Source organism: Micromonospora jinlongensis, assembly GCF_013410645.1.
Classification (GTDB): domain Bacteria; phylum Actinomycetota; class Actinomycetes; order Mycobacteriales; family Micromonosporaceae; genus Micromonospora; species Micromonospora zamorensis.
Map to the genome: position 1 here is coordinate 4737287 of NZ_JACCHK010000001.1, position 26454 is coordinate 4763740.

General features: G+C 71.9%; 24 protein-coding genes and 2 pseudogenes. 18 read left to right on the forward strand and 8 right to left on the reverse strand.

Annotated elements, in window-relative coordinates; all coding sequences use genetic code 11:
• Nucleotides 1-315: 315 nt before the first annotated feature.
• Nucleotides 316-1062 carry a Fic family protein gene (locus HNR22_RS21150; protein WP_179781795.1) on the forward strand — a complete coding sequence of 249 codons (747 nt, stop codon included), beginning with the start codon at nt 316-318 and terminating at the stop codon, nt 1060-1062.
• Nucleotides 1063-1069: 7 nt separating this feature from the next.
• Here HNR22_RS21150 and HNR22_RS21155 read toward each other — a convergent pair whose 3' ends face one another.
• From HNR22_RS21155 to HNR22_RS21175, 5 genes are all read right to left on the reverse strand, one after another.
• Entirely contained in the window at nt 1070-1702 is a 633-nt protein-coding gene (locus tag HNR22_RS21155; protein ID WP_179781796.1) for a TetR/AcrR family transcriptional regulator, read from the reverse strand.
• The gene (locus tag HNR22_RS21160) at nt 1597-2961 is read right to left on the reverse strand and encodes a methyltransferase (protein ID WP_179781797.1); all 1365 of its coding nucleotides are present in this window, start codon (nt 2959-2961) and stop codon (nt 1597-1599) included. The genes HNR22_RS21155 and HNR22_RS21160 overlap by 106 nt, the downstream gene beginning before the upstream one ends.
• On the reverse strand, nt 2958-3854 hold the full coding sequence (locus HNR22_RS21165) for a hypothetical protein (RefSeq protein ID WP_179781798.1): 897 nt from the start codon (nt 3852-3854) through the stop codon (nt 2958-2960). The genes HNR22_RS21160 and HNR22_RS21165 overlap by 4 nt, the downstream gene beginning before the upstream one ends.
• Nucleotides 3855-4027: 173 nt before the next feature.
• Nucleotides 4028-4834, reverse strand: a complete 807-nt coding sequence (locus HNR22_RS21170) for an HAD-IB family hydrolase (RefSeq protein WP_179781799.1) — start codon at nt 4832-4834, stop codon at nt 4028-4030.
• Nucleotides 4835-5560: 726 nt separating this feature from the next.
• The gene (locus tag HNR22_RS21175) at nt 5561-5950 is read right to left on the reverse strand and encodes a hypothetical protein (RefSeq protein WP_179781800.1); all 390 of its coding nucleotides are present in this window, start codon (nt 5948-5950) and stop codon (nt 5561-5563) included.
• A 340-nt stretch (nt 5951-6290) separates the two neighbouring features.
• Between HNR22_RS21175 and HNR22_RS21180 the strand changes: the two genes are divergently transcribed.
• From HNR22_RS21180 to HNR22_RS21220, 9 genes and pseudogenes are all read left to right on the forward strand, one after another.
• Nucleotides 6291-6845, forward strand: coding sequence for an RNA polymerase sigma factor (locus HNR22_RS21180; RefSeq protein WP_343059901.1), 555 nt, complete (start codon nt 6291-6293; stop codon nt 6843-6845).
• Entirely contained in the window at nt 6845-7855 is a 1011-nt protein-coding gene (locus HNR22_RS21185) for a CU044_5270 family protein (RefSeq protein ID WP_179781802.1), read from the forward strand. The genes HNR22_RS21180 and HNR22_RS21185 overlap by 1 nt, the downstream gene beginning before the upstream one ends.
• 221 nt (nt 7856-8076) lie before the next feature.
• Nucleotides 8077-9180: a septum site-determining protein Ssd gene (gene ssd / locus HNR22_RS21190; protein ID WP_179781803.1), complete on the forward strand. Its 1104-nt coding sequence runs from the start codon at nt 8077-8079 to the stop codon at nt 9178-9180.
• Entirely contained in the window at nt 9177-10388 is a 1212-nt protein-coding gene (locus HNR22_RS21195) for a TadA family conjugal transfer-associated ATPase (RefSeq protein ID WP_179781804.1), read from the forward strand. The genes ssd and HNR22_RS21195 overlap by 4 nt, the downstream gene beginning before the upstream one ends.
• A gap of 623 nt (nt 10389-11011) precedes the next feature.
• Nucleotides 11012-11704: pseudogene (locus HNR22_RS32055) on the forward strand (type II secretion system F family protein); the annotation flags it as partial.
• Complete coding sequence (locus tag HNR22_RS21205) at nt 11701-12342, forward strand: type II secretion system F family protein (protein WP_179781805.1); 642 nt, start codon at nt 11701-11703, stop codon at nt 12340-12342. The pseudogene HNR22_RS32055 and the gene HNR22_RS21205, both read left to right, overlap by 4 nt.
• Before the next feature lie 23 nt (nt 12343-12365).
• Nucleotides 12366-12533, forward strand: coding sequence for a DUF4244 domain-containing protein (locus tag HNR22_RS21210; protein WP_081883916.1), 168 nt, complete (start codon nt 12366-12368; stop codon nt 12531-12533).
• A 47-nt stretch (nt 12534-12580) separates the two neighbouring features.
• Complete coding sequence (locus tag HNR22_RS21215; RefSeq protein WP_179783657.1) at nt 12581-12976, forward strand: TadE family type IV pilus minor pilin; 396 nt, start codon at nt 12581-12583, stop codon at nt 12974-12976.
• Nucleotides 12976-13383, forward strand: a complete 408-nt coding sequence (locus tag HNR22_RS21220; protein ID WP_179781806.1) for an Rv3654c family TadE-like protein — start codon at nt 12976-12978, stop codon at nt 13381-13383. The genes HNR22_RS21215 and HNR22_RS21220 overlap by 1 nt, the downstream gene beginning before the upstream one ends.
• 339 nt (nt 13384-13722) lie before the next feature.
• Here the strand turns inward: HNR22_RS21220 and HNR22_RS21225 are convergent, their stop codons facing one another.
• The 3 genes from HNR22_RS21225 to HNR22_RS21235 form a co-directional block, all read right to left on the reverse strand.
• Nucleotides 13723-14301, reverse strand: coding sequence for an LURP-one-related family protein (locus HNR22_RS21225; RefSeq protein WP_088951167.1), 579 nt, complete (start codon nt 14299-14301; stop codon nt 13723-13725).
• Nucleotides 14302-14443: 142 nt separating this feature from the next.
• Nucleotides 14444-14653 (reverse strand): hypothetical protein, encoded by a 210-nt coding sequence (locus tag HNR22_RS21230; protein ID WP_088951168.1) that lies wholly within the window; start codon nt 14651-14653, stop codon nt 14444-14446.
• A 98-nt stretch (nt 14654-14751) separates the two neighbouring features.
• Nucleotides 14752-17124: a DEAD/DEAH box helicase gene (locus tag HNR22_RS21235; RefSeq protein WP_179783658.1), complete on the reverse strand. Its 2373-nt coding sequence runs from the start codon at nt 17122-17124 to the stop codon at nt 14752-14754.
• A gap of 188 nt (nt 17125-17312) precedes the next feature.
• On the opposite strand from HNR22_RS21235, the gene HNR22_RS21240 reads away from it, so the two are divergent.
• From HNR22_RS21240 to HNR22_RS31710, 8 genes and pseudogenes are all read left to right on the forward strand, one after another.
• A complete protein-coding gene (locus HNR22_RS21240; protein WP_179781807.1) occupies nt 17313-17669 on the forward strand; it encodes an STAS domain-containing protein in 357 nt (118 codons plus the stop codon).
• The gene (locus HNR22_RS21245; RefSeq protein ID WP_172862142.1) at nt 17669-18103 is read left to right on the forward strand and encodes an ATP-binding protein; all 435 of its coding nucleotides are present in this window, start codon (nt 17669-17671) and stop codon (nt 18101-18103) included. The genes HNR22_RS21240 and HNR22_RS21245 overlap by 1 nt, the downstream gene beginning before the upstream one ends.
• Before the next feature lie 320 nt (nt 18104-18423).
• A complete protein-coding gene (locus tag HNR22_RS21250; protein ID WP_179781808.1) occupies nt 18424-20784 on the forward strand; it encodes a sodium-translocating pyrophosphatase in 2361 nt (786 codons plus the stop codon).
• A 102-nt stretch (nt 20785-20886) separates the two neighbouring features.
• The gene (locus tag HNR22_RS21255) at nt 20887-21429 is read left to right on the forward strand and encodes a hypothetical protein (RefSeq protein ID WP_179781809.1); all 543 of its coding nucleotides are present in this window, start codon (nt 20887-20889) and stop codon (nt 21427-21429) included.
• The gene (locus HNR22_RS21260; protein WP_179781810.1) at nt 21420-22142 is read left to right on the forward strand and encodes a hypothetical protein; all 723 of its coding nucleotides are present in this window, start codon (nt 21420-21422) and stop codon (nt 22140-22142) included. Before HNR22_RS21255 ends, HNR22_RS21260 begins: the two co-directional genes overlap by 10 nt.
• A gap of 439 nt (nt 22143-22581) precedes the next feature.
• Nucleotides 22582-25425: a type I DNA topoisomerase gene (topA, locus tag HNR22_RS21265; RefSeq protein ID WP_179781811.1), complete on the forward strand. Its 2844-nt coding sequence runs from the start codon at nt 22582-22584 to the stop codon at nt 25423-25425.
• Between the two features lie 450 nt (nt 25426-25875).
• Nucleotides 25876-26292, forward strand: a pseudogene (locus tag HNR22_RS32060) (GDSL-type esterase/lipase family protein); the annotation flags it as partial.
• Nucleotides 26293-26317: 25 nt separating this feature from the next.
• Nucleotides 26318-26449, forward strand: a complete 132-nt coding sequence (locus tag HNR22_RS31710) for a hypothetical protein (protein ID WP_281374173.1) — start codon at nt 26318-26320, stop codon at nt 26447-26449.
• Nucleotides 26450-26454 lie beyond the last annotated feature (5 nt).

Consider the following 26454-nt stretch of genomic DNA (forward strand, 5'->3'; position numbering starts at 1 on the left):
CTGCGTTGGCACGAGGGTAGTCGGGGGACCCTCGACGGGCGACCGCTGCCCGCCCCCTCGCGCCGAGCGGCCCTCACCACGCGCCCGGCGGCCTTGATCAACACGGGTTTATTGAAATCGCGGTGTCGGAGCCGATGGGATACCCCGAATTCACCAAACTCGTGTTGATCAAGGCGAGACGTCGACTCGGGTGGGGTGCGGGCTGGACGCCGCGGCTGGGCGCCGGCTCCGGTGTGCGCCCGGGGTGGGTGGTCCGGGTCGCGTTGCGGCCGGGTGCGGCCCGACCGGCCGGGCGGGGTCGCTAGCGTGACGGGGGTGACCACCGATCCGCTCGCCCCGCTGCTCGCGCTCGCCGACATCGCCGCTGCTGTCGAGCAGGCTCGCGAGCGGTTCGACCAGGCGCTCGGGCACCGCGCGCTGCGCCGGCACGGTGGTCAGGTCGCGGCCGAGGTCAGCCTGCGCTCCGCAGTGGCCAGCGCCGCCCTCGAAGGGGCCGTGCACGAACGCGAGGCGGTCCGCGCCGGCACGGTCACCGACCCGCTGCTCCAGGGGGCGCTGCGGGTCGCCGGGGCGCTGCCCGGCCTGAGTGAACTCTGGCCGAAGGCCCCCCGGCAGGCTCTCGCGAAGCTGCACGTCCTCGCCGCCCGGGAGTTGGTGCCGGAAGCCGAGCTCGGCCGCCCGGTGGCCGATCCCGTGGTCGCCACGCGGCTGGATGGGCTTGCCGGACTGGTCGCCGGTGGCACGAAGGTGTCGCCGCTGGTGCTGGCTGCCGTCGTACACGGGGAGTTGTTGAACCTGCGTCCGTTCGCCGGGCCGTCCGGCGTGGTGGCCCGGGGTGCCGCCCGGCTGGTGCTGCTCGCCAGCGGCCTCGACCCGCGTGGCCTGCTCGCCGTCGACGTCGGGCACCGCGAGCGGGAGCCGGAGTACGTCGGCTCGGCCGGCGCCTTCGCCACCGGCACCCCGGACGGGCTGCGCTCCTGGTTGCGCCACTACATGGCGGCCGTCGAGGTCGGCGCCGACCAGCTCACCGTCATCGGCGACGAGATCCTCGCCGCCACCTGAGCCGCGATCAGTCCCGTCGGGTCGCCCGGTTGACCTTGGCCTGGAGCGCCCGGCGGGCGATCGGCCCGAGGTCGTCGACGATCTCCATGAGGAGCGCGAGCTGGTCGAGCGCTGCCATCGCCTGGTCGGCGCCCGCCGGGTCAACCCCGTCGTAGAGTTCCAGCCCGATGAACGCGGCAGAGACCGCGCGGGCCAGGCCGGGCACGTCGGCCACCTCGGCGAACGGGGACCCGGCGAGCAGCCTCCGCAGCACCGCCTCGATCTCGTCCACCCACAGTTGAAGCGCCCCGGCGGTAGGGGCCGCCATCCGTTGGTCCGCCTGCGCCCCCGCCAACATCTGGGCCAGGAAGGTGACATTGCCGAGCTGGCGTTCCTCCTCGTGCAGCGCCCGCCCGACGGCGAGCAGTTCGCGCAGCGACCCGGCCGAGGCCAGCCGCGTCGACCAGCGCTCGACCCGCTCGGCCGTGCTGGCCCGGCAGGCCGCCGAGAGCAGGTCGTCGACAGTGCCGAAGTGGTAGAAGACGAGTGCCTGGTTCACTCCGGCGGCGGCACCGATGGTGCGGGCGGAGACGCCGGCGATGCCGTGCTCGCGGATGGCGGCGATGGTGCCGTCGAGGAGACGCTGCTTGGTGTCGGACATGGCTCTCCTTCCGGGCGGGCCGGGTGCGGCGCTGCGATCATCGCATCGGTGACCAGTTGGGCGAGCCAGGTGGCCCCGGGCAGTCGCAGGGTCCAGCCGACCAACGCCCAGCCGAGGTGGACATGTTCGAGTCCGCGGGCGACGGCGGCCACCCCCCGGTCCGTGTGACCGTCGCCGCCCACGTACTCCGCCCGCCACAGCACGTGCTCGTGTTGCCGGGCGGGCCGGATCCGCAGCCCCACCGGATGTCGCCGGGCCAACATCCGCCAGGTGGCCGCGCAGGGCCCGCAGTCGTCGTCCAGCCAGAGCACCGCAGGCGGCCCGGAGGAGTACGGCCGCCACCGAGGCCACCAGTCGCGCACCTGCCGCCGGTAGGACCGCCAGGAGACGCCGTAGCGCACCCGTAGGTCGTGCTGCTCGTGCGGCCCGGCCACGGCTGCTCCGAACGCGCACGCCGACGCTGCGGCGAGGACCAGGGCCACGCTCCGGGTGACCGCCGCGGTGAACAGCAGCAACACCACGGCGGAGACCTGCATCGGGTTGGCCAGGTAGGCGTACGGGCCGGTGGTGACCAGACGACGCGGCGGGTCCCACGGGTACGGGGTACCGCCGCCCCGCGCGGCGAACTCCGCGACGGCAGCCAGCGCCGGCGTGGCCGCCAGCAGGGCGAACTGCGCGACGACCAGCATCCTGGCGCGGTCCAACTCGGTCAGTGCCGCCCACGACCCGTCGCCGAACTCGAAGGCCAGCGTGGGGACGAACCAGAGCAGCAGGGCGCTGAAGACGCCCACCTGCAGGAACGTACGCGCACCCAGGTGCCGGCCGTCGGCGCAGAACCGACCGAGCAGTTGGGCGGGCAGGGCCACCGCGAGCAGCCCGACCACCTCCCCGACCAGCCAGTGTGGGCCGAGGCTGACCAGCGGGTGCAGCGCCGGCATGGCCACCGCGTCGACCCAGAGCAGCAGACCCAGCGCGACCGGCAGCGGCAGCACCCGGCGCAGCAGCACCGGCAGCGGACCCCAGAGGGCGGCCCAGCCGATCCACAGGTCCACCGGCATCCCCCGGTACGACCCGTCGACCGGCGCGAAGGCGTACCAGTCGGCCAGGCCGGCGCCCTCGTGCAGCGCGGCGATGCCGATCCCGGCGGTCAGGAACGCCAGCAGCGCCGCAGCCCGGACGGCCCGGTCCCGCTCCCGCGCGCCGACGGCGAGCACGGCGAGGAGCGGCAGTGCCAGGCTCAACCAGCGGGCGACCGTCACCGCAGCGCCAACATGTCGAGCAGGTGCCGCATGCCGGCACCGAGCAGCACCTGCTGCACCGGGCCGAAGTACCAGGAGGGGTCCAGTCCCCGCGTGTAGTCGACCCGGACCTGGACCTCGGTGTGCCCTGGGTCGATCGCCCGCCAGGTCAGCTCCGCGTGCTGCCAGGTGAACCATCGTGCGGTGATGGAGCTGTCCTCGACGAAACGGAAGCCCACCCGCCCCGGCGCGACGGTCTCCACCTCGGCGAGCAGGTGGCCGCCCGGGCCGTGCGCGCTGCCGTGGTAGCCGAACATCCACCGGTCGCCGACATCGAGCCCGTCGCCACTGACCTGGCCGGGCGTGGGCACGCCCAGGAGTCGCAGCGGCGCGGACCGGACGGCGGTCGGGCGGGGGCCGGTGGCGAGCCGGTCGGCGACCCGGTCGACGGGGAGCCCGACGACCCGGGCCACCTCGACCGTCTGCTCCGGGTCGACCCGGGGAGCGATGCCGCTGCCCTCCAGGCCGGGCAGGAGCAGCAGCGGAACGGCGATGATCGCGTACGGCCGGTTGGCCTCCCGCAGGGCGCGGATCAGCGCGGTGGCGCCGTGTGCCACCCCGTAGACCAGTGGGGCGGCCAGGATGACGCAGACCGCGCCCTCGTGCAGTGCCACCGCCGCGAGCAGCAGGGCCACCGTGGTGGCCGCGAAGACCTGGCCGTGGGCCGTCCGGCGGGGGGTGAGCGCGAGCCCTGCCGCCAGGAGTACCGGGAGCGCCACGAAGAGCACGGCGCTGTCGGCGTTGCCCTCGCGAACCACCCCGACGAAGAGGACCAGTCCGAAGACCGCGATCAGGCCGGCCAGGGTCCAGTGTGCACTCGTCCGCTGCGGTGCCGACTCATCGTCATGATCCATCCGAAACTCCCCGTGTTGAGCGGTCGCTTAAACGGAGGGTACGGCTATTTGAGCGACCGCTCAATCCGGCGCTCAGGCAGGAGCGAGAGCGCTGGTGGTGTGGTTTTGGACGGCCTTCATCGTCGCCCCGACGGGCGGGTACTGGTTGATGCGCCCTGCCGGCCTGGTCAGGCTCAGGCGGTGGTGGCGGCGGTGCGGGTGCGACGGTGCCGGCCGTACCAGGCGATCCCGATGGCCACACCGACCCCAACGCCGAGCGCCGCCGCGGCCACCGGGACGGCGGGCCGCTCCCGCAGGCGACGGCCCAGCGGGATCGGGTGCCGGAACTCCAGCACCGGCCACGCGTTCTCCGAGGCCAGCTTGCGCAGCTGCCGGTCCGGGTTGACCACGCTCGGGTGGCCGACGCACTCCAGCAGCGGGCGATCGCTGTACGAGTCGGAGTAGGCGTAGGAGTCGGCCAGGTCGTAGTCGCGGGCGGCGGCCAACTCGTTGACCGCCTCGACCTTGCTCGGGCCGGCCGCGTAGAACTCGACCTCGCCGCTGTACCGGCCGTCGCGCACCGTCATTCGAGTGGCGATCACGTCGGTCACCCCGAGCAGTTCGCCGATCGGCCGGACCATCTCCTCGCCCGACGCCGACACCAGGACCACGTCCCGCCCGGCCGCCTGGTGCTCCGCGATCAGGACGGCGGCTTCGGCGTACACGTAAGGGTTGATCAGCTCGTGCAGCGTCTCCGCGACGATCTGGCGGACCTGCTCCACCTGCCAGCCCTTGCAGAGCGCGGCCAGGTAGTCCCGTGTTCGGGCCATGGTCTGCTCGTCGGTGCCGCCCAGCCGGAACATCAGCTGCGCGTACGCCGACTTGACCACGTCACGTCGAGTGATCAGCCCGTCCCGGTAGAACGGGCGACCGAACGCCAGGGCGCTCGACTTGGCGATGACGGTCTTGTCCAGATCGAAGAAAGCGGCACTTCGGCCCACGGCGCGAAAGTCTAGCCGGATGGTCTATCGTCGGCGGGTGCCCGGGGTCAGGCCACCCCTCAGACCTGCGGGCAGGCACCACCACCTCCGCTCCGCGTGACCGTGCTCACACTCTGCGAAGAGATTTTCGCAGTGAGTGGAGACGGCACCACTCGACGTGACGGGCCCGCTCAGGCAGACTTGTCCGTACGACGAGTTTTCACATCTCCGAAAACAGACAAGACCCTCAGCGGTTGCACCCCCCGTGACCGCTGAGTGGTTCGGCTCGACCCCCCCGGAGCCGAACCTTTCGACGACCCCCGTCTCCCCCCGACGGGGGTCGTCCCTTTCTGCTGGAAACGCTCCACCGCTGGTCGCAGGCCGTCCGCTGGCCGGCCAGGCCGTTTGCGGACGGCGTTTTGTGCGGTTGGAAAGCAGCAGAAAGGCCGCCGAGCCAGCGGGCTGTGGGCGGCGTGGTCGTCCAGGTGTCGCTAACCTGCGCGCCGAGACGGAACGATGAGCAGACCCGAGACTGGATCTGCTCATCGCCCGGCGCGGAATGAATCAGGGCCGCTGAACCTGCAACTTCGACCGGGGCGGGCGTGTCGGCCGGTCGGTGTGACTACGGGCCGCCTACGCCCGTGACCCGGGTGTGCGGCACGGGTTCGCCGCTCTGAACCTGACCGCCGGCAAGCTGCACCGCATCCGCGACCATGAACGGCGGCGCGGTTTCCTCATTGCGAAGCGCTAGCAGGAACCGTGCCAATTTACCTTGGTCACGATTACCTGAAGGTAGAAGATGTTGCCGCGCGGGGTGGCGCAGTGCGTGATGACCGTCGAGTCGTCCTGCCATGCGTGGTGGTATTCCAATTCGACGTTCGCGGTCGTGTAGTTGTAGAAGGTTTTCGTCGGGGCGCTGCCGGTCCACGGGCCGGTGGTCACCAGGGACGGGGTCTCCGTGGGGCCGGAATTCACGGGAGCCCAGTTCGGCCAGGCGCAGAAAGTGCCCTGCTGACAGTTGCCGGGCGGCCACGGCTCCTCGTCCGGCCACGGCCCGTCGGCTGAGGCCGGCGCGGCGGGGATGGCAGCCAGCAGGCCTGCGGTGGACAGGGCGAGGGCGAGGGTTTTCAGTCGCACAGTTCTCTCTTTCCCAGAGGAATCGGTCGATGAAAGTTACCACCGGGAAAGTTGAGAGCGCAAGTATCGAATTCGCCAGCGTCAAAGCTTGGGATTTTCTGTGATCTTCCTGAAATTGCTGGCCGTTGCGGTCGCCGTGATTGTCTCGCCGGCGTTGTGGCTGGTCAGGTGGTTTCTGATGAGAGAGCCTGTTGGGCGTGTCAGCGCGGCTGCTGACGACGCGCTGCTCGACCCGCTTCCCGCCCGGCGGAGCGCAAGGTCGGCCACCGGCAGAGCGGTAATCCTCGGGTCTTCAGCGACATAAAGCAGAGTGAGAGTCGCCGAGGCAATGGGGGTTCGGGTGGGTCCACCGAAGAGGCAGGACGAGGGCTGGTTCACCAGCCTCTACGCCGCCGAGTACGCGCACATCGTGAGGTACGGCCTACGCCGACTCGCGGACGGCGACGCGGCCGCTGAGCTCGCACAGGAGGTCTTCGTCGTCGCCTGGCGGCGTCGCGGCGAGGTGCCGGACCGCAGCCTGCCCTGGCTGTACGGGGTGGCGCGGCGCCTGCTGGCGAACCAGTGGCGGTCGCGGCGTGGCACCCCCGATGTCCTGCCGATCACGGATGTTGACCTGGCGCGGGTGCCCGGCTCGTCAGGCGCCGACACGACCGTCGGGGTCGCCGACGTCCGGGCCGCCCTGGCCGTCCTCAGCGAACTCGATCAGGAAATCCTCCGGCTGATCGGCTGGGAGGAGTTGACGGTGTCCGAGGCGGCCCAGGTTCTCGGCTGTACCCGGGCGACCGCGGCGGTGCGCCTGCATCGTGCCCGCCGCCGTCTCGCCGAAGCGATGTCGGACCGGCCCGCTCGGTCCCCGCACCGCCCGATGTTGGTGACCATTCGAGAGGATCTGTGATGTTCGGAGCAGAGCGAACCCGTACTCTCCTCGGCCCGGTCGACCCAGCCCGGAACGCCACCATCGAGCCGCCGCTGGTCTTGGCGCGCGAACTGATCGACCGAGCCGACGCCACCGAGACGGTCGCCGGGCGCCGTCGCGTACGCCCGACGCGCCGGCTGGTCCTGACGGCCGGGACGTTGGCGGTCGCGGCCGGTGCCGTGGCGGTCCTCCAGCCGTTCGACGAGCCTGCATCGGACGCTCCCGGCGAGCCGCCGGCGGCAGCGGGGTCGGTGCTCGTGCCGGTCGCGTACCAGTTCGACGCGGATCCGCCGCCGGCCGGCCCGCAGCTGCGCATGCTGGCCAACAAGATCAAAGACGCGGCGTACGACCACCAGAGCGGTCGCTACATGTATCACCACACGAAGCTGTGGGGCGATCCGGTGATGACGTCTGCCGACGGCCGCCACCACGTGGCCTTCGCTCGCGAGACAAAGGTCTGGCAGGCCGCCGACGGGACCGGTAACCAGGTCAGCACCGAACTTGAGCCGCAGTACCCCGACCAGGAGTCCCGGGACTACTGGCAGCGCGAGAACGTTGCCCGACCAGCAGCCACCGGCACCCCCGCAGCGAGCGTCATTCCGCTGCCGCCCAGGGAGCTCAGGGCCCCGTCGGCCGTCCCGTCCGAGCTGCGGGAACTGCTGAAGGTCGAGTACGGCCCGGGGGCGGCGAGCAAGGAGGTCGGCACGCTCTACGGGCGGTACGTCGTACCGCGTGCGACCCGAGCGGCGATCCTGCGGGTCCTCGCCGACGTGCCCGGCTTCCGCTGGCGGGGGCAGGTCACGGACCGCGCCGGCCGGAACGGGGTCGCCGTCACCTTCGACGACCGCGAGAACGAGGGGCAATCTCTCCTGGTCTTCGATCCGAAGACGGGCGAACTGCTCGCCCATGAGCGGTTGACGCTGTCGCCGGTGCGGATCAGCTCGTACAAGGTGATCCTCGATGCGGCCTGGACAAATCAGCCCGGCTGACCACCCATTTGCGGGGCCGCTCCCTCCGGGGGGCGGCCCCGCTGTTTTTCCCACAGCGGCAGGAGCTGCGGAGTTGCCCGCGCCCGTAGCAGATCAACTGCCTCGGCGGGCGTTGTCCACAGCCCACGAAGTTGTCCACAGGCGACGCGGTCAGGGCGGCTCGCGGAGCGGTTTTCGAGCAGGGTCGGCGGCATACCAGAGCCCGACCGCTGGAGGCCGCGATGCCACCCCGTACCTCCGTTCCGCCGATCCGTCGGCTTCCGCTGGTCGTCACCGGCGATGACGATCTGCTCGATGATGTGCTCCGGCTCGCCGCCGCAGGCGGGACGGAGGTGGACCTCGCCCGCGATCCGGCGGCCGCCCGTACCCGTTGGCTTCCCGCGCCGCTGGTGTTGCTCGGCGCCGATCAGGCGCAGTCGTGTCTGCGCGCCCGGTTGCCGCAGCGGCCCCGGCTGGTGCTTGTCGGCCGGGCCGGTCAGCTCGATCCGGGCTGGCGGATCGCTGAGCTGATCGGGGCGGAACACGTCGCCGTGCTGCCCACCGCGGAGCCGTGGCTGGTGGATCGGTTCGCCGAGCAATGTCCCGGCCGTCCGGACGGCGTCGGCGCTCGAATCGTCGCGGTCTTCGGTGGTCGGGGCGGTGCCGGCGCGAGCGTGCTGGCCGGTGGTCTCGCCGTGACCGCAGCCCGGGCCCGGCTGCGCACCCTGCTGGTCGACGCCGATCCGCTCGGTGGTGGCCTCGACCTCGTGCTGGGCTGGGAGCAGTTGGAAGGGCTGCGGTGGCCGTCCCTCACCGGTGCCGATGGGCGGGTCGATGCCCCGGCGCTCGTGCAGGCTCTGCCCAGCCGAGGTGACCTGGTGGTGCTCTCCTGGGACCGCGGCGAGATGCTGCCGCTGCCAGTGGCGGCGATGGCGGCAACCGTGGATGCCGCCCGTCGTGGGCGGGACTTCGTGGTGGTCGACCTGCCCCGACAGTTGGACGACGCGGCCGTGGTGGCGTTGCAGTCGGCCGACCAGGCGTTCGTCGTCGTCCCGGCCGAGCTGCGCGCCACCGCTGCGGCCGCTCGTGTCGTTGCCGCCGCGGCCCCGCACTGCGCCGCGCTCTCGGTGGTGGTGCGCGGTCCCGCCCCGGGCCGGCTGCGTGCGACCGAGGTGGCACGGGCTCTTGGCCTCCCACTGGCTGGCACGCTGCGCCCCGAGCCGGGGCTCTGCCGTGGGCTGGAACGGGGCGAGGCGCCAGCCGCCGCGGGCAAGGGCCCGTTGGCCGCGCTCTGCCAACGGATCGTCGCCGACCTCACCGGTGCGCCGGCCACGGGTGCGGCATGACCGGCCGGCCGGAGGACAGCGGCATTGCCGCCCGGGTGCGGCAGCGCATCGCCTCCGCCACCACCCCGGTCACACCGGCGGCGATCGTCTCCGCGGTACGGGCCGAACCCACCGCCGCGGTGCTCGGCGACACCGCCGTGCTGCGGATCGCCGACCGGGTGCACGACGACCTCGTCGGCGCGGGGCCGCTGGCCCCGCTGCTCGCCGACCCCGAGGTGACCGACGTCCTGGTCAACGGGACCCGAGTGTGGGTCGACCGTGGCTCGGGGCTGCAACAGGTCGCGGTCCCGGTGGGCTCGCTGGAGGATGTCCGCCGGTTGGCGCAGCGAATGATCTCCAGCGCCGGCCGCCGGCTCGACGACGGGTCTCCGTACGCGGACGCCCGGCTCCCCGACGGCACTCGACTGCACGCCGTGCTGCCACCAGTGGCGACCGAGGGCCCGTACCTGTCCCTGCGCACCTTCCGGCACCGGCCGTTCACGCTCGATGAGCTGGTGCGCCAGGGCACCGTGCCGCGACCGGTGGCACCGCTGCTCTCCGCCGTCGTCGCGGCCAGGCTGGCGTACCTGGTGACCGGCGGAACCGGGTCAGGCAAGACCACCCTGCTCAACACGTTGCTGGGGATGGTGCCGGCCACCGAGCGGATCGTGCTCGTGGAGGACGCCGCCGAGTTGCGTCCGGGGCATCCGCACGTGGTGGGGCTTCAGGCGCGTACTGCCAATGTGGAGGGATCGGGGGTCGTCAGCCTCGGAGACCTGGTCCGGCAGGCGCTGCGGATGCGCCCGGACCGGCTGGTGGTCGGGGAGTGCCGGGGCGGTGAGGTGGTCGACCTGCTGGCCGCGCTCAACACCGGCCACGACGGAGGCGCTGGCACGCTGCACGCCAACACCCCGTCCGACGTGCCGGCCCGACTTGAGGCGCTGGGCATGCTGGGAGGGCTACCCCGCGCCGCGCTGCACGCCCAGGTCGCCGCCGCGTTGCAGGTGCTGTTCCAGGTGCGACGCGGCGACCAGGGGCGCGTCCTCGAGTCGGTCTGCCTGCTGCTGCCCGAGGGGCCGGATCGGTTGGTGACCGTTGTGCCTGCCTGGGTGCGCGGCGGCGGGCTCGGGCTGGCCGCCCGTGCACTCGGAGCGCTGCTGCGGACGCGCGGGGTGACGGTGCCGCCGATCCTGAGCGAGCCGTGGCCCGGATCGGCAGGTCCGGCATGACCGGCGGGGCGCTGCTGGTGGCGGCGCTGCTCCTGGTCGCCGCTGCCCTGGTGGCGTGGCCTGTGCAGACCATCCGGTCCCGCCGACGTCGCGTGTTGACGCCGGGACGTGGGAGCGCCGGTCCCGATCCGGACGACGCACTGGTGGAGTGGATCCGGGAACTCGGTCGCACGTTGGACGGGCCGGTCGACGGGGCCGGCGACTCGCTGACCTCGGGTCGTCCGGTCGGCATGGCGTACCAGCCGCAACCCGGCGTGGGTTCGAGCACGAGACGGACGGCGCTCGGCTGGCCAGCCCGGGACATCACCGGGAGACCGAGCTGGCCCGGGGCGCCGGGTGGGTCGGTGGGGTCGAAGGGTCCGGCGGGGCCGACGCGTCCGCCGATCCGTCGGGATCCTCGGCGTCCGGCCGGCACCGCCGGGCCGGAGGTCACGACCACCGACGCGGGACGTGGGGGCGGCACGTCGGTGGCCGCGATTGCGATCGACGGCGTAGGCGTGGCAGCCGACCGCGGGGTCGACGTCCCAGGCGCTGCGCCGACCGCTGATCGCACCAACGTGGAGGCGGACAGTCGAGGTGCCGTGTTCGGCGCCGAGGGGCGCGGCGACGTCGACCGCCGTGACCATGGCGACCCGGCGGAGATGACGGCCGCCGACCTGGCCGACATGGCAGCCGTTGGGCCGAGTGCTGTCGCGGCGGCGCCTGCCGTGCGATCGAGGGCACGCGTGTTACCGCTGGTCAGCCTCCTGGGAGGCGGCGTCGGTGCGATGGTCGGCGGTCCGGTGGCCGCTGTCGCGCTGGCCAGTTACGGCACGCTGGCCGTACGCGGTGTGTTGCGGTGGCGGACGAACCAGCGCACCGAGCACGTCCGACGACGTGGGCTGGACCAACTCTGTGGCCTCGCGGCGGACCTCCGGGCCGGCCTGCCCGTCCCGCACACGCTTGAGTCCGCCGCCGGTGGTCCCGGGCAGTCGGACCGGCTGCGCCAGCTGACCTCAGCGGCGGTGCGACTGGCGGACCGGACCGGCGCGCCGCTCGCCGAACTCGTCGAGCGGATCGAGGCCGACGCTCGGGCGACCGACCGAGGTCTGGCCGCCGCAGCGGCACAGGCGGCCGGTGCCCGGGCCACGGCCTGGTTGCTGGCGGCGCTGCCGGTCGGCGGGATCGCCCTCGGGTACGGGATAGGCGTCGACCCGGTGGCAGTGCTCCTGCACAGCAGGGTCGGTGGAGCCTGTGCCGTTCTCGCGGTCGCCCTGCAGGTCGTGGGCCTCCTCTGGGCGGAACGGCTCGGCGCGGCACCGGGACGGGCCGGATGACGTCCCGGGTCCCGGCGACTCGACGCGACTCGGTCAGCGGCCGACGACCGGACGCCATCCGGCTCGCCGCGGCTCTGTCCGGGCTCGCCGTAGCCGTGGTCGTCGGAGGGTGGTTCGGGCTGCTCGGTGCGGTCCCGACCGCATTCCTGCTGGACTTCCTCCTACGTCGGATCGAGCCGCCGGCGGAGCGCAAGCGGCGGGTCCAGGAGGCCGCCGACCTGCCGCTCGCCGCTGATCTGCTGGCTGCGGCGATGCGGGCGGGGGCCCCGGTGGATCGCTCGGTGCTGGCCGTCGCCGAGGCGCTCGACGGACCGCTCGCCGGCCGGTTGGCCCGGGTCGGCCGCACGCTGCTGCTCGGCGGTGGCCCGCCGGAGGCGTGGTCGGCGTTGGACGGGATCCCTAGCGCGGAGCGGCTGACCGCGGCGGCCTTGCGCTCAGCCAACAGTGGTGCCGCCCTGGCCGGTGCGTTGACCCGGCTCGCCGACGACCTGCGCGCCGACCGTGCCACCGCCGCCGAGGCGTCGGCACGCCGGGCCGGCGTGCTCATCGTCCTGCCGCTGGGGCTCTGCTTCCTGCCGGCGTTCATTCTCGCCGGCCTGGTGCCGGTGATCGTCGCCGTTCTCGGCGACGTGCTCTGACCCCATCGAGAAAGGGAACAGTCATGCGCAAACTGATCGCCCGCCTGCGCGGCGACGCCGGGATGAACACGGCCGAGTACGCCGTCGGCACGCTTGCGGCGGTCGCCTTCGCCGGGATCCTGTTGAAGGTGCTGACCTCCGGCAACGTCCAGTCGGCGTTGACCGCCGTCATCGACCGGGCGCTGAAGTGACCGGGCGCCGGCAGGCCGGTCGCGGTCCAAGGTCGGGCATCCCCGGGCTGGTAGGTGGCGGCGAGCGGAGAGCCCGCTTCGTCGAACGCGCCGCTGGTGGGGACCGTGGGTCGTTCACCGCCGAACTGGCGGCCGGCCTGCCGGCGCTGCTCCTGCTCCTGCTGGCTGGCCTGACCGCAGTCAACGCCGTCACCGCACAGGCCGGCTGCCTGCACGCGGCCCGGGAGGCGGCGCTGGCCGCCGCCCGAGGCGGGGACGGCAGCGCGGCGGCCGGGCGTGCGGCACCGCCGGGGGCGTCGGTGACGGTGTCCGTCGACGGCAACCGGGTGCAGGCGACGGTACGTGCGCCCGTCCGAACGTTGGGCGGCCGGCTACCACGGGTCACCGTGGTCGCGACCGCAGTCGCAGCCGTGGAACCAGGGGCTGCCGAGGGGGATTGGTGATGGGTTGGCAAAACCGTCTCGGCCACGGACCGGACGCTGCGCGACCCGATGACGGGCCGTCGGACGCGCAGCGGGGTGGTGCAACCGTCCTGCTGCTGGCGATCGGGCTGGTCTTCGTGCTGTTCGGGATGTTCGGTGCCGCCATCGCCGCCGCCGGCATGGCCGGTCAGCGGGCGATGGTGGCGGCCGATCTGGGCGCGCTGGCCGGAGCTGCCCAGGCGCTCGACGGCGACGCGGTGGCCTGCGCATCCGCCGCCGACATCGTCAGGCGCAACGCTGCTCGGCTGGTCGGCTGTCACCTCGACGGACCGGACGTGCTGGTGACCGTCGAGGTGACGTTCACGCCACTTCCCGGCCTGACCCGGGTCGCCACCTCGACGGCCCGCGCCGGCCCGGTGCGCAGCTGACGAGATGGGCTGGGCAGCGCGTCGACAAGCGCTGTGGAGCTGAACCGTTTACGACATCAGGCGCGATGCGTTCGCGACATCAGCTCCAAAGGGACCCAGACTGCTCGGGTTCCCCGCCGGGATTTCGAGCGGGCATGGAGACCGTCGGCGGGACGGGCCCACGGCTCCCGAGCGGGCGGCCCGAGCGGGCCAGCACGCCGAGCGGCAGATGGGCCGAGCGCGCCGGCAGGAGCCGGCGAGCCGCGCCGCATCTGCCGACGACCTGCTGGCCGGGATCAGGGCTGAGAGCCGCGTCCCGGCCAGCGGCCGAGGAACGGGTGGCCAGGCGGGCCGGGTGGGTCAGCGGGCCTGGAGCGCGTCGAGGGCGACGGCCATCGCGATGACCAGGCGACGGTCGATCTGCGGGTGCTGCACCTCGACGATGTACTTGTCGCGGAGGCCCCACTTCTTGACCACGGTGAAGACCGGCTGGCCGCCCGCGGTGAAGTCGAAGTGGTACGGCAACCAGGACAGCGAGTCGACGAACCGGCGCAGCAGCGCCACCGGCATGCTGCGCTCCTGGCCCGTCACCTGCGGCAGGCCGTTCTGCTCGACGTGCCAGGTGGAGCGCAGCAGCGACTGGGCGAAGTCCTTGCGGAACAGGCCGATCGGGTTGCCGGCCGCGTCGGTCACGTCGTACGTCGCGCCGAGGTCGATGCGCTGGCGGGCCTTGAAGCCGAGCAGGGGCTGCTGCTTCGAGTCGTCCGTGTAGATCGTCACCTGCTCCTTGAAGGCGAGCCGCTTCTGCTGCGCGAACGCCAAGAGCTCGCCTTCGGTGCCGTCCGGGGAGACGGCCCGGACCTCGTACTGGTTGACCATCATGCGCAGTCGCTGCCGGATGTGGAACTGGTGCTGACCTTGCAAGTTGTCAAGCTGCATCTGATCTCCTCAGGGGGTTCGTGCGCCGGAGTCTCGCACAGCCCGACAACCGTCGCGTTCCCCGCCATCGATGATCACAGGATGCGGGGCGGCCAGGCGACCGCCCCGCATCCCGGTGCCCGTGCCGACCGGGAATGGAGGATCAGCGGCCGTCGGCGGTGGTCGCGGCGCGCAGCGCCCAGGTGTTGAGCACCTGGTGGATCACGCGCAGCCGTTCGTTGATCTGCTCCAGCCGTTCCGCCTGAGCGAGGGCGGCCAGCGCGGTTCCGAGCGCGATCTGCTGGTCGAGAGTGAGTTTGTCCTGGTCGATGGTGTAGAGCAGGTCGACGGTCTCAGCGATGGTGTCGGCCACGGCTTCTCCTCGGGCACGGGGGGCGATCAGCAACAAAGGCATCGATGGAAGCGCTCCCACACATTGTGCCCCGCGCCGAGTCGATTCATGCAACCTGCTCACTCGGGCAGGTTCGCCAACACCACGTCGAGCACCCGGATGGCGTCCGGCTTGGAAAGCGGGTTGTTGCCGTTGCCGCACTTCGGCGACTGCACGCAGGACGGGCAGCCGCTCTCGCAGCCGCACTCCGCGATCGCGTCCCGGGTGGCCCGCAGCCACGCCGACGCTGTTCCGTACGCCCGCTCGGCGAACCCGGCGCCACCCGGGTGCCCGTCGTAGACGAAGACGGTCGGCGCCTCGGTGTCCGGGTGCACGGCGGTGGAGAGCCCACCGATGTCCCACCGGTCGCAGGTGGCCATCAGCGGCAGCAGGCCGATCGCGGCGTGTTCGGCGGCGTGCAGCGCACCGGGCACGTCGGCTGGCTGGACCCCGGCAAGAGTCAACGACTGCGGCGACAGGGTGAACCAGACCGCCACCGTGCGCAGCTCCCGGGCGGGCAGGTCCAGTGGCCGGGTGTCGATCACCTCGCCGGTGGCGATCCGCCGCCGCTGGTACGACACGACCTGACTGGTCACGTCCACCTCGCCGAGGAACATGCCGACCGGCCCGGCGTCCACGTAGGAGCGCACCGACACCACGGACAGGTCGGTGACGTCGCGGGCGTGGGTGGACCAGTCCGGCTCCTCGGCGTGCACCAGCGCGCACCCGTCCACGAGGTCGAGATCGTCGACCACGTACGAGACGCCCTGGTGCAGATAGACCGCGCCGGAGTGCAGCAGGAAGTGCGAGGAGCCACCGTCGACGGTGCCGAGCAGCCGGCCGGTCGACGACTCCACCACGCAGACCGGGGCGCCGCCCTCCCCGCGCAGGTCCACCTCGGGCCGCTCCCGGTGCCGCCAGTACCAGCCGGTGGGCCGCTGCCGCAGCGCCCCGGCGGCCACCAGTTGGTCGACGGCCTCCTTCGCCCCGTCACCGAAGAGCGCCAGGTCAGCCGGGGTGAGCGGGGCCTCGAACGCGGCGCAGGCGAGCTGCGGTGCCAGCACGTACGGGTTGGCCGGGTCGAGCACCGTCGCCTCCACCGGCGCGCCGAAGATCGCCTCCGGGTGGTGCACCAGGTAGGTGTCCAGTGGGTCGTCCCGGGCCACCAGCACGGCGAGGGCCTCCTGGCCGGAACGCCCGGCCCGGCCCGCCTGCTGCCACAGTGACGCCCGGGTGCCCGGGTAGCCGCAGATCAGCACCGCGTCCAGCCCGATCAGGTCCACGCCCAGCTCCAGCGCGTTGGTGGAGGCCAGGCCGAGCAGGTCGCCGTGCAGCAGCGCCCGTTCCAGTTCGCGCCGCTCCTCGCGCAGGTAACCGCCCCGGTAGGCGGCCACCCGGTCGCCGAGCCCCGGGACCGCGTCGTCCAGCGCCCGGCGCGCGTTGGCCGCCACCACCTCGGCGCCCTTGCGGGAACGGACGAACGCGAGTGTGCGTACCCCCTCGGCGACCGTGTCGGCGAGCAGGTCCGCGGTCTCGCGCAGCGCCGACCGGCGGACCTGTTGAAGGTCGTCGTGGTCGCCGGTCGACTGCGGTGGCACGGGGGTGGAGGGGCCCGAGTCGGGTGGCAGCAGCGGCGGCTCCCAGAGCGCGAAGGTCACGCCGCCGCGCGGCGACGCGTCCTCGGTGACCGCCGTCACCGGCAGGCCGGTCAGCCGTCCAGCCGCTGTCGACGGGTCACCGGAGGTCGCCGAGGCGAGGACGAAGACCGGGGTGGACCCGAACCGGGCGCACTGCCGCCGCAGCCGACGCAGCACGTGCGCCACGTGCGAGCCGAACACCCCCCGGTAGGTGTGGCACTCGTCGATCACCACGTACGCGAGCCGGCGCAGGAAACCGGACCACTGGGCGTGCCCGGGCAGGACGCCGTGGTGCAGCATGTCGGGATTGGTCAGCACGAACCGGGAGTGCCGGCGGATCCACTCCCGCTCGGCGCGCGGAGTGTCCCCGTCGTAGCAGGCTGGGCGTACCCCCTCCAGTTCCAGCGCGGCGACGGCCCGCAGCTGGTCGGCGGCGAGCGCCTTGGTCGGCGCGAGGTAGAGCACGGTGGCCCGGGGGTCGGCGAGCAGGGTGGCCAGCGCCGGCAGTTGGTACGCCAGTGACTTGCCGGACGCGGTGCCGGTGGCGACCACGACGTGCTCACCCTCGTACGCCAGGGTGGCCGCCTGGGCCTGGTGCTGCCAGGGCGCGACCACGCCGCGGCGGGCGAACGCGGCGCGCAGCTCCGGCGGGGCCCACGACGGCCACGGCGCGGGCACCCCGGGGCGGGCCGGCACCCGTTCGACGTGGGTAACCGGGTCGGCGGCACCCCGGGCCCGGAGCCGGCGCAGCAGGTCGGCCGGCGTTGGCCCGAGGCTGGGACCAGCGGATACGGTGGCCGCGGACGACGACTCCAGCTCAGGGCGCGACGCGGGATGCGCCGTGCTGAAGTCGTTGGAGGTCACGCCCTGCACTCTCGCACTGGTGTTCGGAGATGAAAAGTCGGACACCGGGGTAAGGGGAAGCCTCCACTGGCGTCCGCAGGCCGCGCAGGCGGTAGTGGTTAGATGCCCACGAGAGTTTACGGCTCTGGCGAGGAGGACCGATGGAGCTGTCGCTGGCGACGCGCACCGTGGGCGAGCACACGGTGCTTGAGGTCGGTGGTGAGGTGGACGTCTACACCGCGCCCCGGCTCCGCGAACGACTCCTCGAACTGATCGACGGTGGCGCCCGTCACGTGGTGGTCGACCTCGGTCGGGTGGACTTCCTCGACTCCACCGGGTTGGGCGTGCTGGTCGGCGCGCTCAAGCGGCTGCGCTCGGCCGGCGGTTCGTTCGCCCTGGTCTGCGACAAGGAGCCACTGCTCAAGATCTTCCGCATCACCGCGCTGGACCAGGTCTTTCCGCTGCACCCGACTGTCGACGCGGCGATCAGCGCCGACTCGGCGGGCGCCGGCGCGTGATGGCGACAGTCAAGCTCTCGTTCTCGCCCGCCCCGGTGCACGTGCGCACCGCCCGCCTGGTCGGCGTCGCCGTCGCCCGCCGTGCCGGGGTCCGGGAGGACCTGCTCGACGAGGTGCGCCTGGCCATCGGCGAGGCGTGCACCCGGGCGGTGGCCCTGCACCGGCAGTACGGCCTGGCCGACCCGGTGCTGGTGGAGATGTCCGACGGCGGTTCGTACGCGGTGCGGGTGGTGGACCGGGCGCCGATCGAGGCTGGCATCGGTCTGACCGCGTTGCCGCCGGACGAGCTGGCCAACGAGTCGCTCACCGACGAGGCGCTGACCACCGGCGTGGGTTTCGCGCTGCTCGCCGGCTTCGTGGAGGACCTGCAGGTGCGCCCGGTCGACGAGGGCATCGGCACCGAGGTGCGGATGGTGTGGCCGGTCGGCCACTGACCCGTTCCCGTTCGAAGGCCGCATCCCCCCAGCTGGGGGGATGCGGCCTTCTTTGCATGGATCGGGCCCTATATCAGATTTCGTTTCATAACACAGCGACGAAGATCATCGCGACACGGTGCCACCTGGGTGTGACCTCCAACACTGCGGAGGGCTACAGTACCCGGGTTGTCAGCAAGTGACCCATCCCGCAGCCAGCGGGTATGGGTGGTCATCGCTGGTCCGCTGGTGGGTTGGCGCGCGCTTGCGAGTCCGCATCCAGGCGTCGGTCAGTGCGTCTCCACTCACCGGCGCGATTGTTCGGTAACAGGAGGACACAGATGTCCGAGACCTTGGCCGCCGACGGCGGCGGGCTTTCCCTTACCGGAAGCAATGTCACCTACGTCGTCATCGCCGCGGTTGTCGCGCTGGTGGCGCTCGGTTTCGCTGCCGCCCTGACGAAAACGGTGCTGGCCGCCGGTAAGGGCACCGAAAAGATGCAGGAGATCTCGGGGGCCGTCCAGGAGGGCGCCTCGGCCTACCTGCTCCGTCAATTCCGCACCCTGGCGATCTTCGTCGTCATCGCCGTCGTGCTGCTCTTCCTGCTTCCGGTGCACGACACCGATGGCAGTGAGCTCGCGGTGAAGATCGGCCGCTCACTCTTCTTCGTGGTGGGCGCGCTGTTCAGCGCGTTCATCGGCGGTGCCGGCATGTGGCTGGCGACCCGCGCCAACCTGCGCGTGGCCGCCGCCGCCCGGGAGCGACAGGGTGGCCGCGAGGCGGCCATGAAGATCGCTTTCCGGACCGGTGGCGTCGTCGGCTTCTTCACCGTCGGCCTCGGCCTCTTCGGCGCCGCCTTGGTCGTCCTGCTCTACCGGGGTGACGCGCCGACCGTGCTGGAGGGCTTCGGCTTCGGCGCCGCGCTGCTCGCGATGTTCATGCGGGTCGGCGGTGGCATCTTCACCAAGGCCGCCGACGTCGGCGCCGACCTGGTCGGAAAGGTCGAGCAGGGCATCCCCGAGGACGACCCGCGCAACGCCGCCACCATCGCCGACAACGTGGGCGACAACGTCGGTGACTGCGCCGGCATGGCCGCCGACCTGTTCGAGTCGTACGCGGTGACGCTGGTCGCCGCGCTGATCCTCGGCCGTGCCGCGTTCGGCGAGGAGGGCCTGGTCTTCCCGCTGATCATCTCCACCATCGGTGTGTTGATCGCGATCGTCGGCGTCTTCATCACCCGGCTGCGCGCGTCCGACCGCAACGCCCTGACCGCGATCAACCGGGCGTTCTACCTGTCGGCGGTGCTCTCCGCGGTGCTGGTGGCGATCGCCGCCTACGCGTACCTCCCGGCGACCTTCGGCGAGTTCGACAGCGGGCTCACCGACGCGCCCGGCAACCCGCGACTGGTGGCCATCGGCGCGGTTGTCATCGGCATCGTGCTGGCCGCCGCGATCCAGGCGTTGACCGGCTACTTCACCGAGACCAACCGGCGCCCGGTGCAGGACATCGGCAAGAGTTCGCAGACCGGTGCGGCGACGGTGATCCTGGCCGGCATCAGCATCGGCCTGGAGTCGGCCGTCTACTCGGCGCTGCTGATCGGCGCCGGCGTCTTCGGTGCGTTCCTGCTCGGCGGCAGCTCCATCACGCTGTCGCTGTTCGCGGTGGCACTGGCCGGCACCGGCCTGCTCACCACGGTCGGCGTGATCGTCGCGATGGACACCTTCGGGCCGATCTCCGACAACGCCCAGGGCATCGCCGAGATGTCCGGTGACCTCGACGAGCACGGCGCTCGCACACTCACCGAGCTGGACGCGGTCGGCAACACCACCAAGGCGATCACCAAGGGCATCGCGATCGCCACGGCGGTGCTCGCGGCGACCGCGCTGTTCGGCTCGTACACCGACTCGCTCCGCAGCGCGTACGCGACCGCTGGCGTGGGCGACGTCGGCAACGAGATCCTCAACGCGCTGAACGTGGCGAACCCGCGCAACCTGGTCGGCCTGATCATCGGGGCGGCGGTGGTCTTCCTCTTCTCCGGGCTGGCCATCAACGCGGTGTCCCGCTCGGCCGGCGCCGTGGTCATGGAGGTCCGCCGGCAGTTCCGTGAACTGCCCGGCATCATGGACGGCACCCAGCGCCCGGAGTACGGCAAGGTCGTCGACATCTGCACCCGGGACGCGCAGCGCGAGCTGATGACCCCCGGCCTGCTCGCCATCCTGGCGCCGATCGCGGTCGGCTTCGGCCTCGGGCCCGGCGCGCTCGCGGCGTACCTGGCCGGCGCGATCGGTGCCGGCACCCTGATGGCGGTGTTCCTGTCCAACTCCGGTGGGGCCTGGGACAACGCCAAGAAGCTGGTCGAGGACGGCGCGTACGGCGGCAAGGGCTCCGAGTCGCACGCCGCAACGGTCATCGGCGACACCGTCGGTGACCCGTTCAAGGACACCGCCGGTCCGGCGATCAACCCGCTGATCAAGGTGATGAACCTGGTCTCGCTGCTGATCGCTCCCGCCGTGGTGGCGTGGAGCGTCGGCGACGAGCGCAACGTCGGCCTGCGGGTCGGTATCGCCCTGGTCGCGACGCTGATCATCGTGGCGTCGGTGGTGTTCAGCAAGCGCAAGGGCATCGCGATGTCCGACTCCGACGCCGACGGCAACACCGGCGCCGGCAGCACCGACCACCGTCCGGAGACGGTCAACGCCTGACCCGTCAACGGCCCGGGGTCCCCGGTCGACGTCCGCGTCGGCCGGGGACCCCGGCCGTCCGGACCGGTGCCACACCTGGCCAAAGGCCGTACGCTGCAACGCATGCGTACGTGCCGGGCGTCTGCCGCCGGAAAGCTCACGGTGGTCCTGGCCACGATCGTCGTCGTGCTCGCCGGCTGCGGCGGGGGTCCCAGCCCGCGGGCCTGGGCGGCCTCGGTCTGCGGCGCGCTCACCCCGTGGCGTTCCGAGATCAGCAAGTTGACCAGCAGCACCGACGAGCAGATGACCGCGCAGACCACGCCCGCGCAGGCCAAGGAGAACCTGGTGCGGCTCTTCGGTGGGGCCGAGAAGGCCAGCGAGACCGCCCGCCGCAAGGTGGAGCAGGCGGGCGTCCCGGAGACCGACAACGGCGAGGCGATCTCCGCCGGTTTCGCCAGCTCACTGGGGAAGATGCGGGACGCCTACGGTCGCGCCCGGGACACCATCGACGGGTTGGGCACCGGCGAGCCGACCGCCTTCTACGACGGCGTGCGGGCTGCGGTGGAGACCCTCAACAAGGAGTACGACGCCAGCGCGCTGGACACCAGCAAGCTCAACTCCGAGGAGTTGAAACAAGCCTTCGACGAGGTGCCGGAGTGTCGCTGAGCGGGCTCGGTGACACCGGGAAGGCAGAGCCGCCCCCGGCGCTGTTTCCCGCGCCCGAGTCGGACGCGCCCGTACCCGCCCGGCGGCGCGGCGGCGCGCCTCGCAACGGTCCTCCTCCTGCCCAGGATGACGAGGCGGGCCGGCAACTGGTCTTCTTCGGCGCGGAGGCGGCCGAACCAACGGTCGCGGACCTGGCCGGGTTGCTCGCCGGGCCGGGCGAGGTTGTCCGGATGGGGGGCACCGCCCGTCTCTCGGTGCAGGTGGACGCCGCGTGGCGGGTGCACGTGCTCGTCGCCGAACTGGCGGCGCGTGGGCTCGCGGCGAGTTGGGAGCCGACCGAGGGCGAGCGACACGCCGTCCGTACGTCGTACACCCGGGTGTTGAAGCCGCTCGCGGCTGCGTGGCTGCACGGGCAGGCGTTACGCCCGCCGGCCACCTTCCACCTGACCGGCCGGCGGCTGCGGCTGTGGCTCGCCGCCGCCGGGACGCCGGAGCCTCCGGATGCTTATCTGCTGCGGCTCGGCGCGAACGACCAGGAGTGCTGGGAGCCGATCGGGGTGGCGCTCGCCGCCGCCGGGCTCGCGGGCACGCTCCTAAGCCCGAACGAGGGTGGCCCCGCCTACCGGATCACCGGCCGCCGCCGCCTCGCCCGGCTGGCCGAGCTGGTCGGCGAACCCCCGCGAGCGGCACCGCCAGAAGCCTGGCCAACCTAACCCCCGCCCCGCCCCGCCCCGCCCCACACCGTCGATCTTGGAGTTGTGGCGGTGGACGTACTTCTCGTCCGGGGTTAAAACGCCCACCACAAGTCCATGATCGACGCGGGCGGGGGCGGGCTTTCCGTGTCCGGTGCCGGACAGCTGGCGGGTTGATCCAGGCGGAAAACGGGCGGGTCGGACCTCGGCCGTCAGTCCGCCATCGTCACAGTGACCCGCTTCGAGCCCTACCCACGGTGTACGGTGGCGCCGTCCGGCAGTGCCGAACGCGGCGAGGCGGCGTCCACCGCCGCGTTGAAGCGGATTGCGGCCCGCGAAACCCGAAACGCGGGCGGCGCGTTACGTTGGACATCCGGACCGCCGGTGCGACGGCGGGGTCGAAAGCGGTCGCTGTCCGGGCGCCGGAAGGCCACGAGCAGGAGTGAGGTCGGGGAGAGACGTGCCAAGCGAAGCTGGAACCACCCGTCTGGTCATCGTCGAGTCACCGGCGAAGGCCAAGACGATCTCGGGCTACCTTGGCCCGGGGTACGTCGTGGAGGCCAGCTTCGGTCACGTCCGCGACCTGCCGCGCAACGCCGCCGACGTGCCCGCCAAGTACAAGGGTGAGTCGTGGGCCCGCCTCGGCGTGGACGTCGACAACGGCTTCCAGGCGCTCTACGTCGTCTCGGCCGACCGCAGGCAGCAGATCAGCAAACTGGTGAAGCTGGCCAAGGAAGTCGACGAGATCTTCCTGGCGACCGATGAGGACCGCGAGGGCGAGGCGATCGCCTGGCACCTGGTCGAGACGCTCAAGCCCAAGGTCCCGGTCAAGCGGATGGTCTTCCACGAGATCACCAAGCCGGCGATCCAGGCGGCCGTGGCCAACCCCCGGGAGATAGACCGCGACCTGGTCGACGCCCAGGAGGCCCGGCGGATCCTCGATCGGCTCTACGGCTACGAGGTCTCCCCGGTGCTGTGGAAGAAGGTCATGCCGAGGCTCTCGGCCGGCCGGGTGCAGTCCGTGGCGACCCGCATCGTGGTCGAGCGGGAGCGGCAGCGGATGGCTTTCCGCACCGCCGAATACTGGGACATCCTGGCCACTCTCGCCGTGGCCAACGCCGGCGAGGGCCCGCGCGCCTTCAACGCCACCCTGATCGCGTTGAACGGCGACCGGATCGCCACCGGTAAGGACTTCGAGCCGACCACCGGTCGGGTCCGGGCCGGCGCCGGGGTGGTCCACCTCGACGAGAGTGGCGCCCGGGGTCTCGCGGCCCGACTCGACGGACGGCCGTTCACCGTCACCCGGGTCGAGGAGAAGCCCTACCGTCGCCGCCCGTACGCGCCGTTCATCACCTCGACCCTCCAGCAGGAGGCGGCCCGCAAGCTGCGCCTGTCCTCGCAGCAGACGATGCGCACCGCGCAGCGGCTGTACGAGAACGGCTACATCACCTATATGCGTACCGACTCGGTGAACCTGTCGGAGACCGCGATCTCGGCGGCCCGCCGGCAGATCGTCGAGCTGTACGGCGAGCGCAGTGTGCCGCCGGAGCCGCGTCGCTACACCGGCAAGGTGAAGAACGCGCAGGAGGCACACGAGGCGATCCGCCCGGCGGGGGACAACTTCCGCACCCCGGGTGACGTGGCCAAGGAGTTGTCGGCCGAGGAGTTCAAGCTCTACGAGCTGATCTGGCGGCGGACCATCGCCTCGCAGATGACCGACGCGGTCGGCTCCAGCGTGTCGGTACGGATCCGGGCGGTCTCCACCTCCCAGGAGGAAGCCGACTTCGGCGCGACCGGCAAGACGATCACTGACCCGGGCTTCCTGCGCGCGTACGTCGAGTCCAGCGACGACGAGAACGCCGAGGCCGAGGACGCCGAGCGCCGGCTGCCGACCCTGGTCAAGGACCAGCCGCTGACCGCCGACGAGCTGGCCGCGCAGGGCCACCACACCCAGCCGCCGTCGCGCTACACCGAAGCGTCGCTGGTCAAGGCCCTGGAAGAGCTGGGCATCGGCCGCCCGTCGACCTACGCGTCGATCATGCAGACGATCCAGGACCGGGGGTACGTCACCAAGCGCGGCCAGGCGATGATCCCGACCTTCCTGGCCTTCGCGGTGATCGGGCTGATGGAGCGGCACTACCCCCGCCTCATCGACTACGACTTCACCGCCACCATGGAAAACGAGCTGGACGAGATCGCCGGCGGTGACCACGCCGCTGTCGACTTCCTCACCGCGTTCTACTTCGGCAGCTCCAACGGTGCCGGTGACCAGGACATCGCCCGCTCCGGTGGGCTCAAGAAGCTGGTCACCGAGAACCTCAGCGACATCGACGCCCGCAGCGTCAACTCCATCCCGCTCTTCACCGACGACGACGGCCGTGAGGTCGTGGTGCGGGTCGGCCGGTACGGGCCGTACCTGCAACGGGAACTGCCCGGCGGTGAGCAGCCGGCACCGGCTGCCGAGGGCGAGGAGGGCGGCTCCCAGGGCGACCGGGCGCCGATCCCCGAGGGCTTGGCCCCGGACGAGCTGACGCCGGAGAAGGTGCACGAGCTGTTCCTCGGTGGCAGCGGCGAGCGCAAGCTCGGCGACGACCCCGCGACCGGCGAGCCGATCGTGCTCAAGTCCGGCCGGTTCGGCCCGTACGTGTCCAGCGGTGAGCGGAAGTCGTCGCTGCTGCGGACGCAGACGCCGGACTCGCTGACCCTGGAGGAGGCGCTCAAGCTGCTCAGCCTTCCCCGGCTGATCGGTGTCGCGCCGGACGGCGTCGAGGTCTTCGCCAACAACGGCCGCTACGGCCCGTACGTCAAGCAGGGTGAGGAGTTCCGTTCGCTGGACTCCGAGGACAAGATGTTCACCGTCACGCTGGACGAGGCGCTGGCCTTGCTGGCCGCCCCGAAGGCACGTGGACGGCGGGCGGCGGCGCCGCCACTGCGCGAGATGGGCGTGGACCCGGCGACCGAGAAGCCGATGGTTATCAAGGACGGTCGGTTCGGCCCGTACGTCACCGACGGCGAGTTCAACGCGTCGCTGCGGCGCGGGCAGACTCCCGAGGCGCTGACCATCGAGGAAGCATCCGAGATGCTGGCCGAGAAGCGGGCGAAGGGCCCGGCGCCGAAGAAGAAGGCGGCGGCGAAGAAGGCTCCCGCCAAGAAGGCCACGGCGACGAAGAAGACGGCCGCTGCCAGCAAGTCCACGGCCGCGAAGAAGACCACGACGGCCAAGGCGACGACCACCAAGGCGGCGGCCAAGAAGGCGCCGGCGAAGAAGGCCGCCCCGCGTAAGGCTGCCACCAGCACGGAGTGACACTGCTCCCAAGCTGACTTTCCGTACCACCGACCGCTGGCCGGCACCCCGAACTCCGGGTGCCGGCCAGCGGCGTGTCCGGTTCCGGAGATCTTGGACAGTTTCCGTCCGCGCTGAACGGAAACTGTCCAAGATCTCTGGCGGGCTGCGAGGCACGGCACGGGTGCCGTGCCTCGCGTCACAGATCTTTGCCATAACCCAGCCGTGATCTGGATCGCCGGGTTCCGTACCGGGGTGCTGAGCCCGTATGAGCCGCTCCAGTTCGGCGAACCCCGTGGCTTCGCCGACCAGACCGTTCGTCAGGTGCTGCACCTGGCCGGCGGCGGGGAGGCGTTCCGGGTACGGCTGACGAACCGCTACGGCCGTACTCCGTTGACCATCGGGGCCGCCACTGTCGCCGTCGGCGACCGGCGGGCGGTCCTCACCTTCGGCGGCGCCGAGCGCGGTGTCGTGCCGTCGGGCGAAGAAGCCGTCACCGACCCGGTCGACTTTCTCAACCGGCGGCTGCAGCGCGGCTGGGTCGTCAACCAGGGCATCGCTGGGAACCGCCTGCTGCGTGACGGTGTCGGCGAACACGCGCTGGCACGCTTCGACCGGGACGTCCTCTCGATACCGGCGCTGACCCACGTTCTGGTCCACTTCGGCATCAACGACCTGGGTCTTCCCGGCATGTTGGGCGAACCCCCCGTCACCGCCGACGACCTGGTCGAGGGCTTCCGCGCTCTGGCCGACCGTGCCCACAGCGCCGGCCTGAGGATTCTCGCCGCCACCATCGGTCCGTTCGCGGGCGCCGGCCCCGAGATCAGCACGCCGGAGGGCCTTGCCGTCCGGCGCGAGGTGAACGAGTGGATCCGTACGACGGACACCTTCGACGCCGTGTTCGACGTGGAGCGTGCCGTCGCGGACCCACACGCCCCCGACCACATCCACCCCCGCGCTGGACAGCGGCGACGGCATGCACCTGAACGACAGGGGCGCCGAGGCCATGGCCGCTGCCGTCAACCTGGACGACCTCGCGCTCTAGCGAAG

Bases quoted from the DNA above. Each gene is read 5' to 3' on its own strand.
- HNR22_RS21155 (WP_179781796.1), bottom strand. From the start codon at position 1,702: ATGTCCGACACCAAGCAGCGTCTCCTCGACGGCACCATCGCCGCCATC.
- HNR22_RS21165 (WP_179781798.1), bottom strand. From the start codon at position 3,854: ATGGATCATGACGATGAGTCGGCACCGCAGCGGACGAGTGCACACTGG.
- HNR22_RS21185 (WP_179781802.1), top strand. From the start codon at position 6,845: ATGTTCGGAGCAGAGCGAACCCGTACTCTCCTCGGCCCGGTCGACCCA.
- ssd (WP_179781803.1), top strand. From the start codon at position 8,077: ATGCCACCCCGTACCTCCGTTCCGCCGATCCGTCGGCTTCCGCTGGTC.
- HNR22_RS21195 (WP_179781804.1), top strand. From the start codon at position 9,177: ATGACCGGCCGGCCGGAGGACAGCGGCATTGCCGCCCGGGTGCGGCAG.
- HNR22_RS21205 (WP_179781805.1), top strand. From the start codon at position 11,701: ATGACGTCCCGGGTCCCGGCGACTCGACGCGACTCGGTCAGCGGCCGA.
- HNR22_RS21210 (WP_081883916.1), top strand. From the start codon at position 12,366: ATGCGCAAACTGATCGCCCGCCTGCGCGGCGACGCCGGGATGAACACG.
- HNR22_RS21220 (WP_179781806.1), top strand. From the start codon at position 12,976: ATGGGTTGGCAAAACCGTCTCGGCCACGGACCGGACGCTGCGCGACCC.
- HNR22_RS21225 (WP_088951167.1), bottom strand. From the start codon at position 14,301: ATGCAGCTTGACAACTTGCAAGGTCAGCACCAGTTCCACATCCGGCAG.
- HNR22_RS21240 (WP_179781807.1), top strand. From the start codon at position 17,313: ATGGAGCTGTCGCTGGCGACGCGCACCGTGGGCGAGCACACGGTGCTT.
- HNR22_RS21245 (WP_172862142.1), top strand. From the start codon at position 17,669: ATGGCGACAGTCAAGCTCTCGTTCTCGCCCGCCCCGGTGCACGTGCGC.
- HNR22_RS21250 (WP_179781808.1), top strand. From the start codon at position 18,424: ATGTCCGAGACCTTGGCCGCCGACGGCGGCGGGCTTTCCCTTACCGGA.
- HNR22_RS21255 (WP_179781809.1), top strand. From the start codon at position 20,887: ATGCGTACGTGCCGGGCGTCTGCCGCCGGAAAGCTCACGGTGGTCCTG.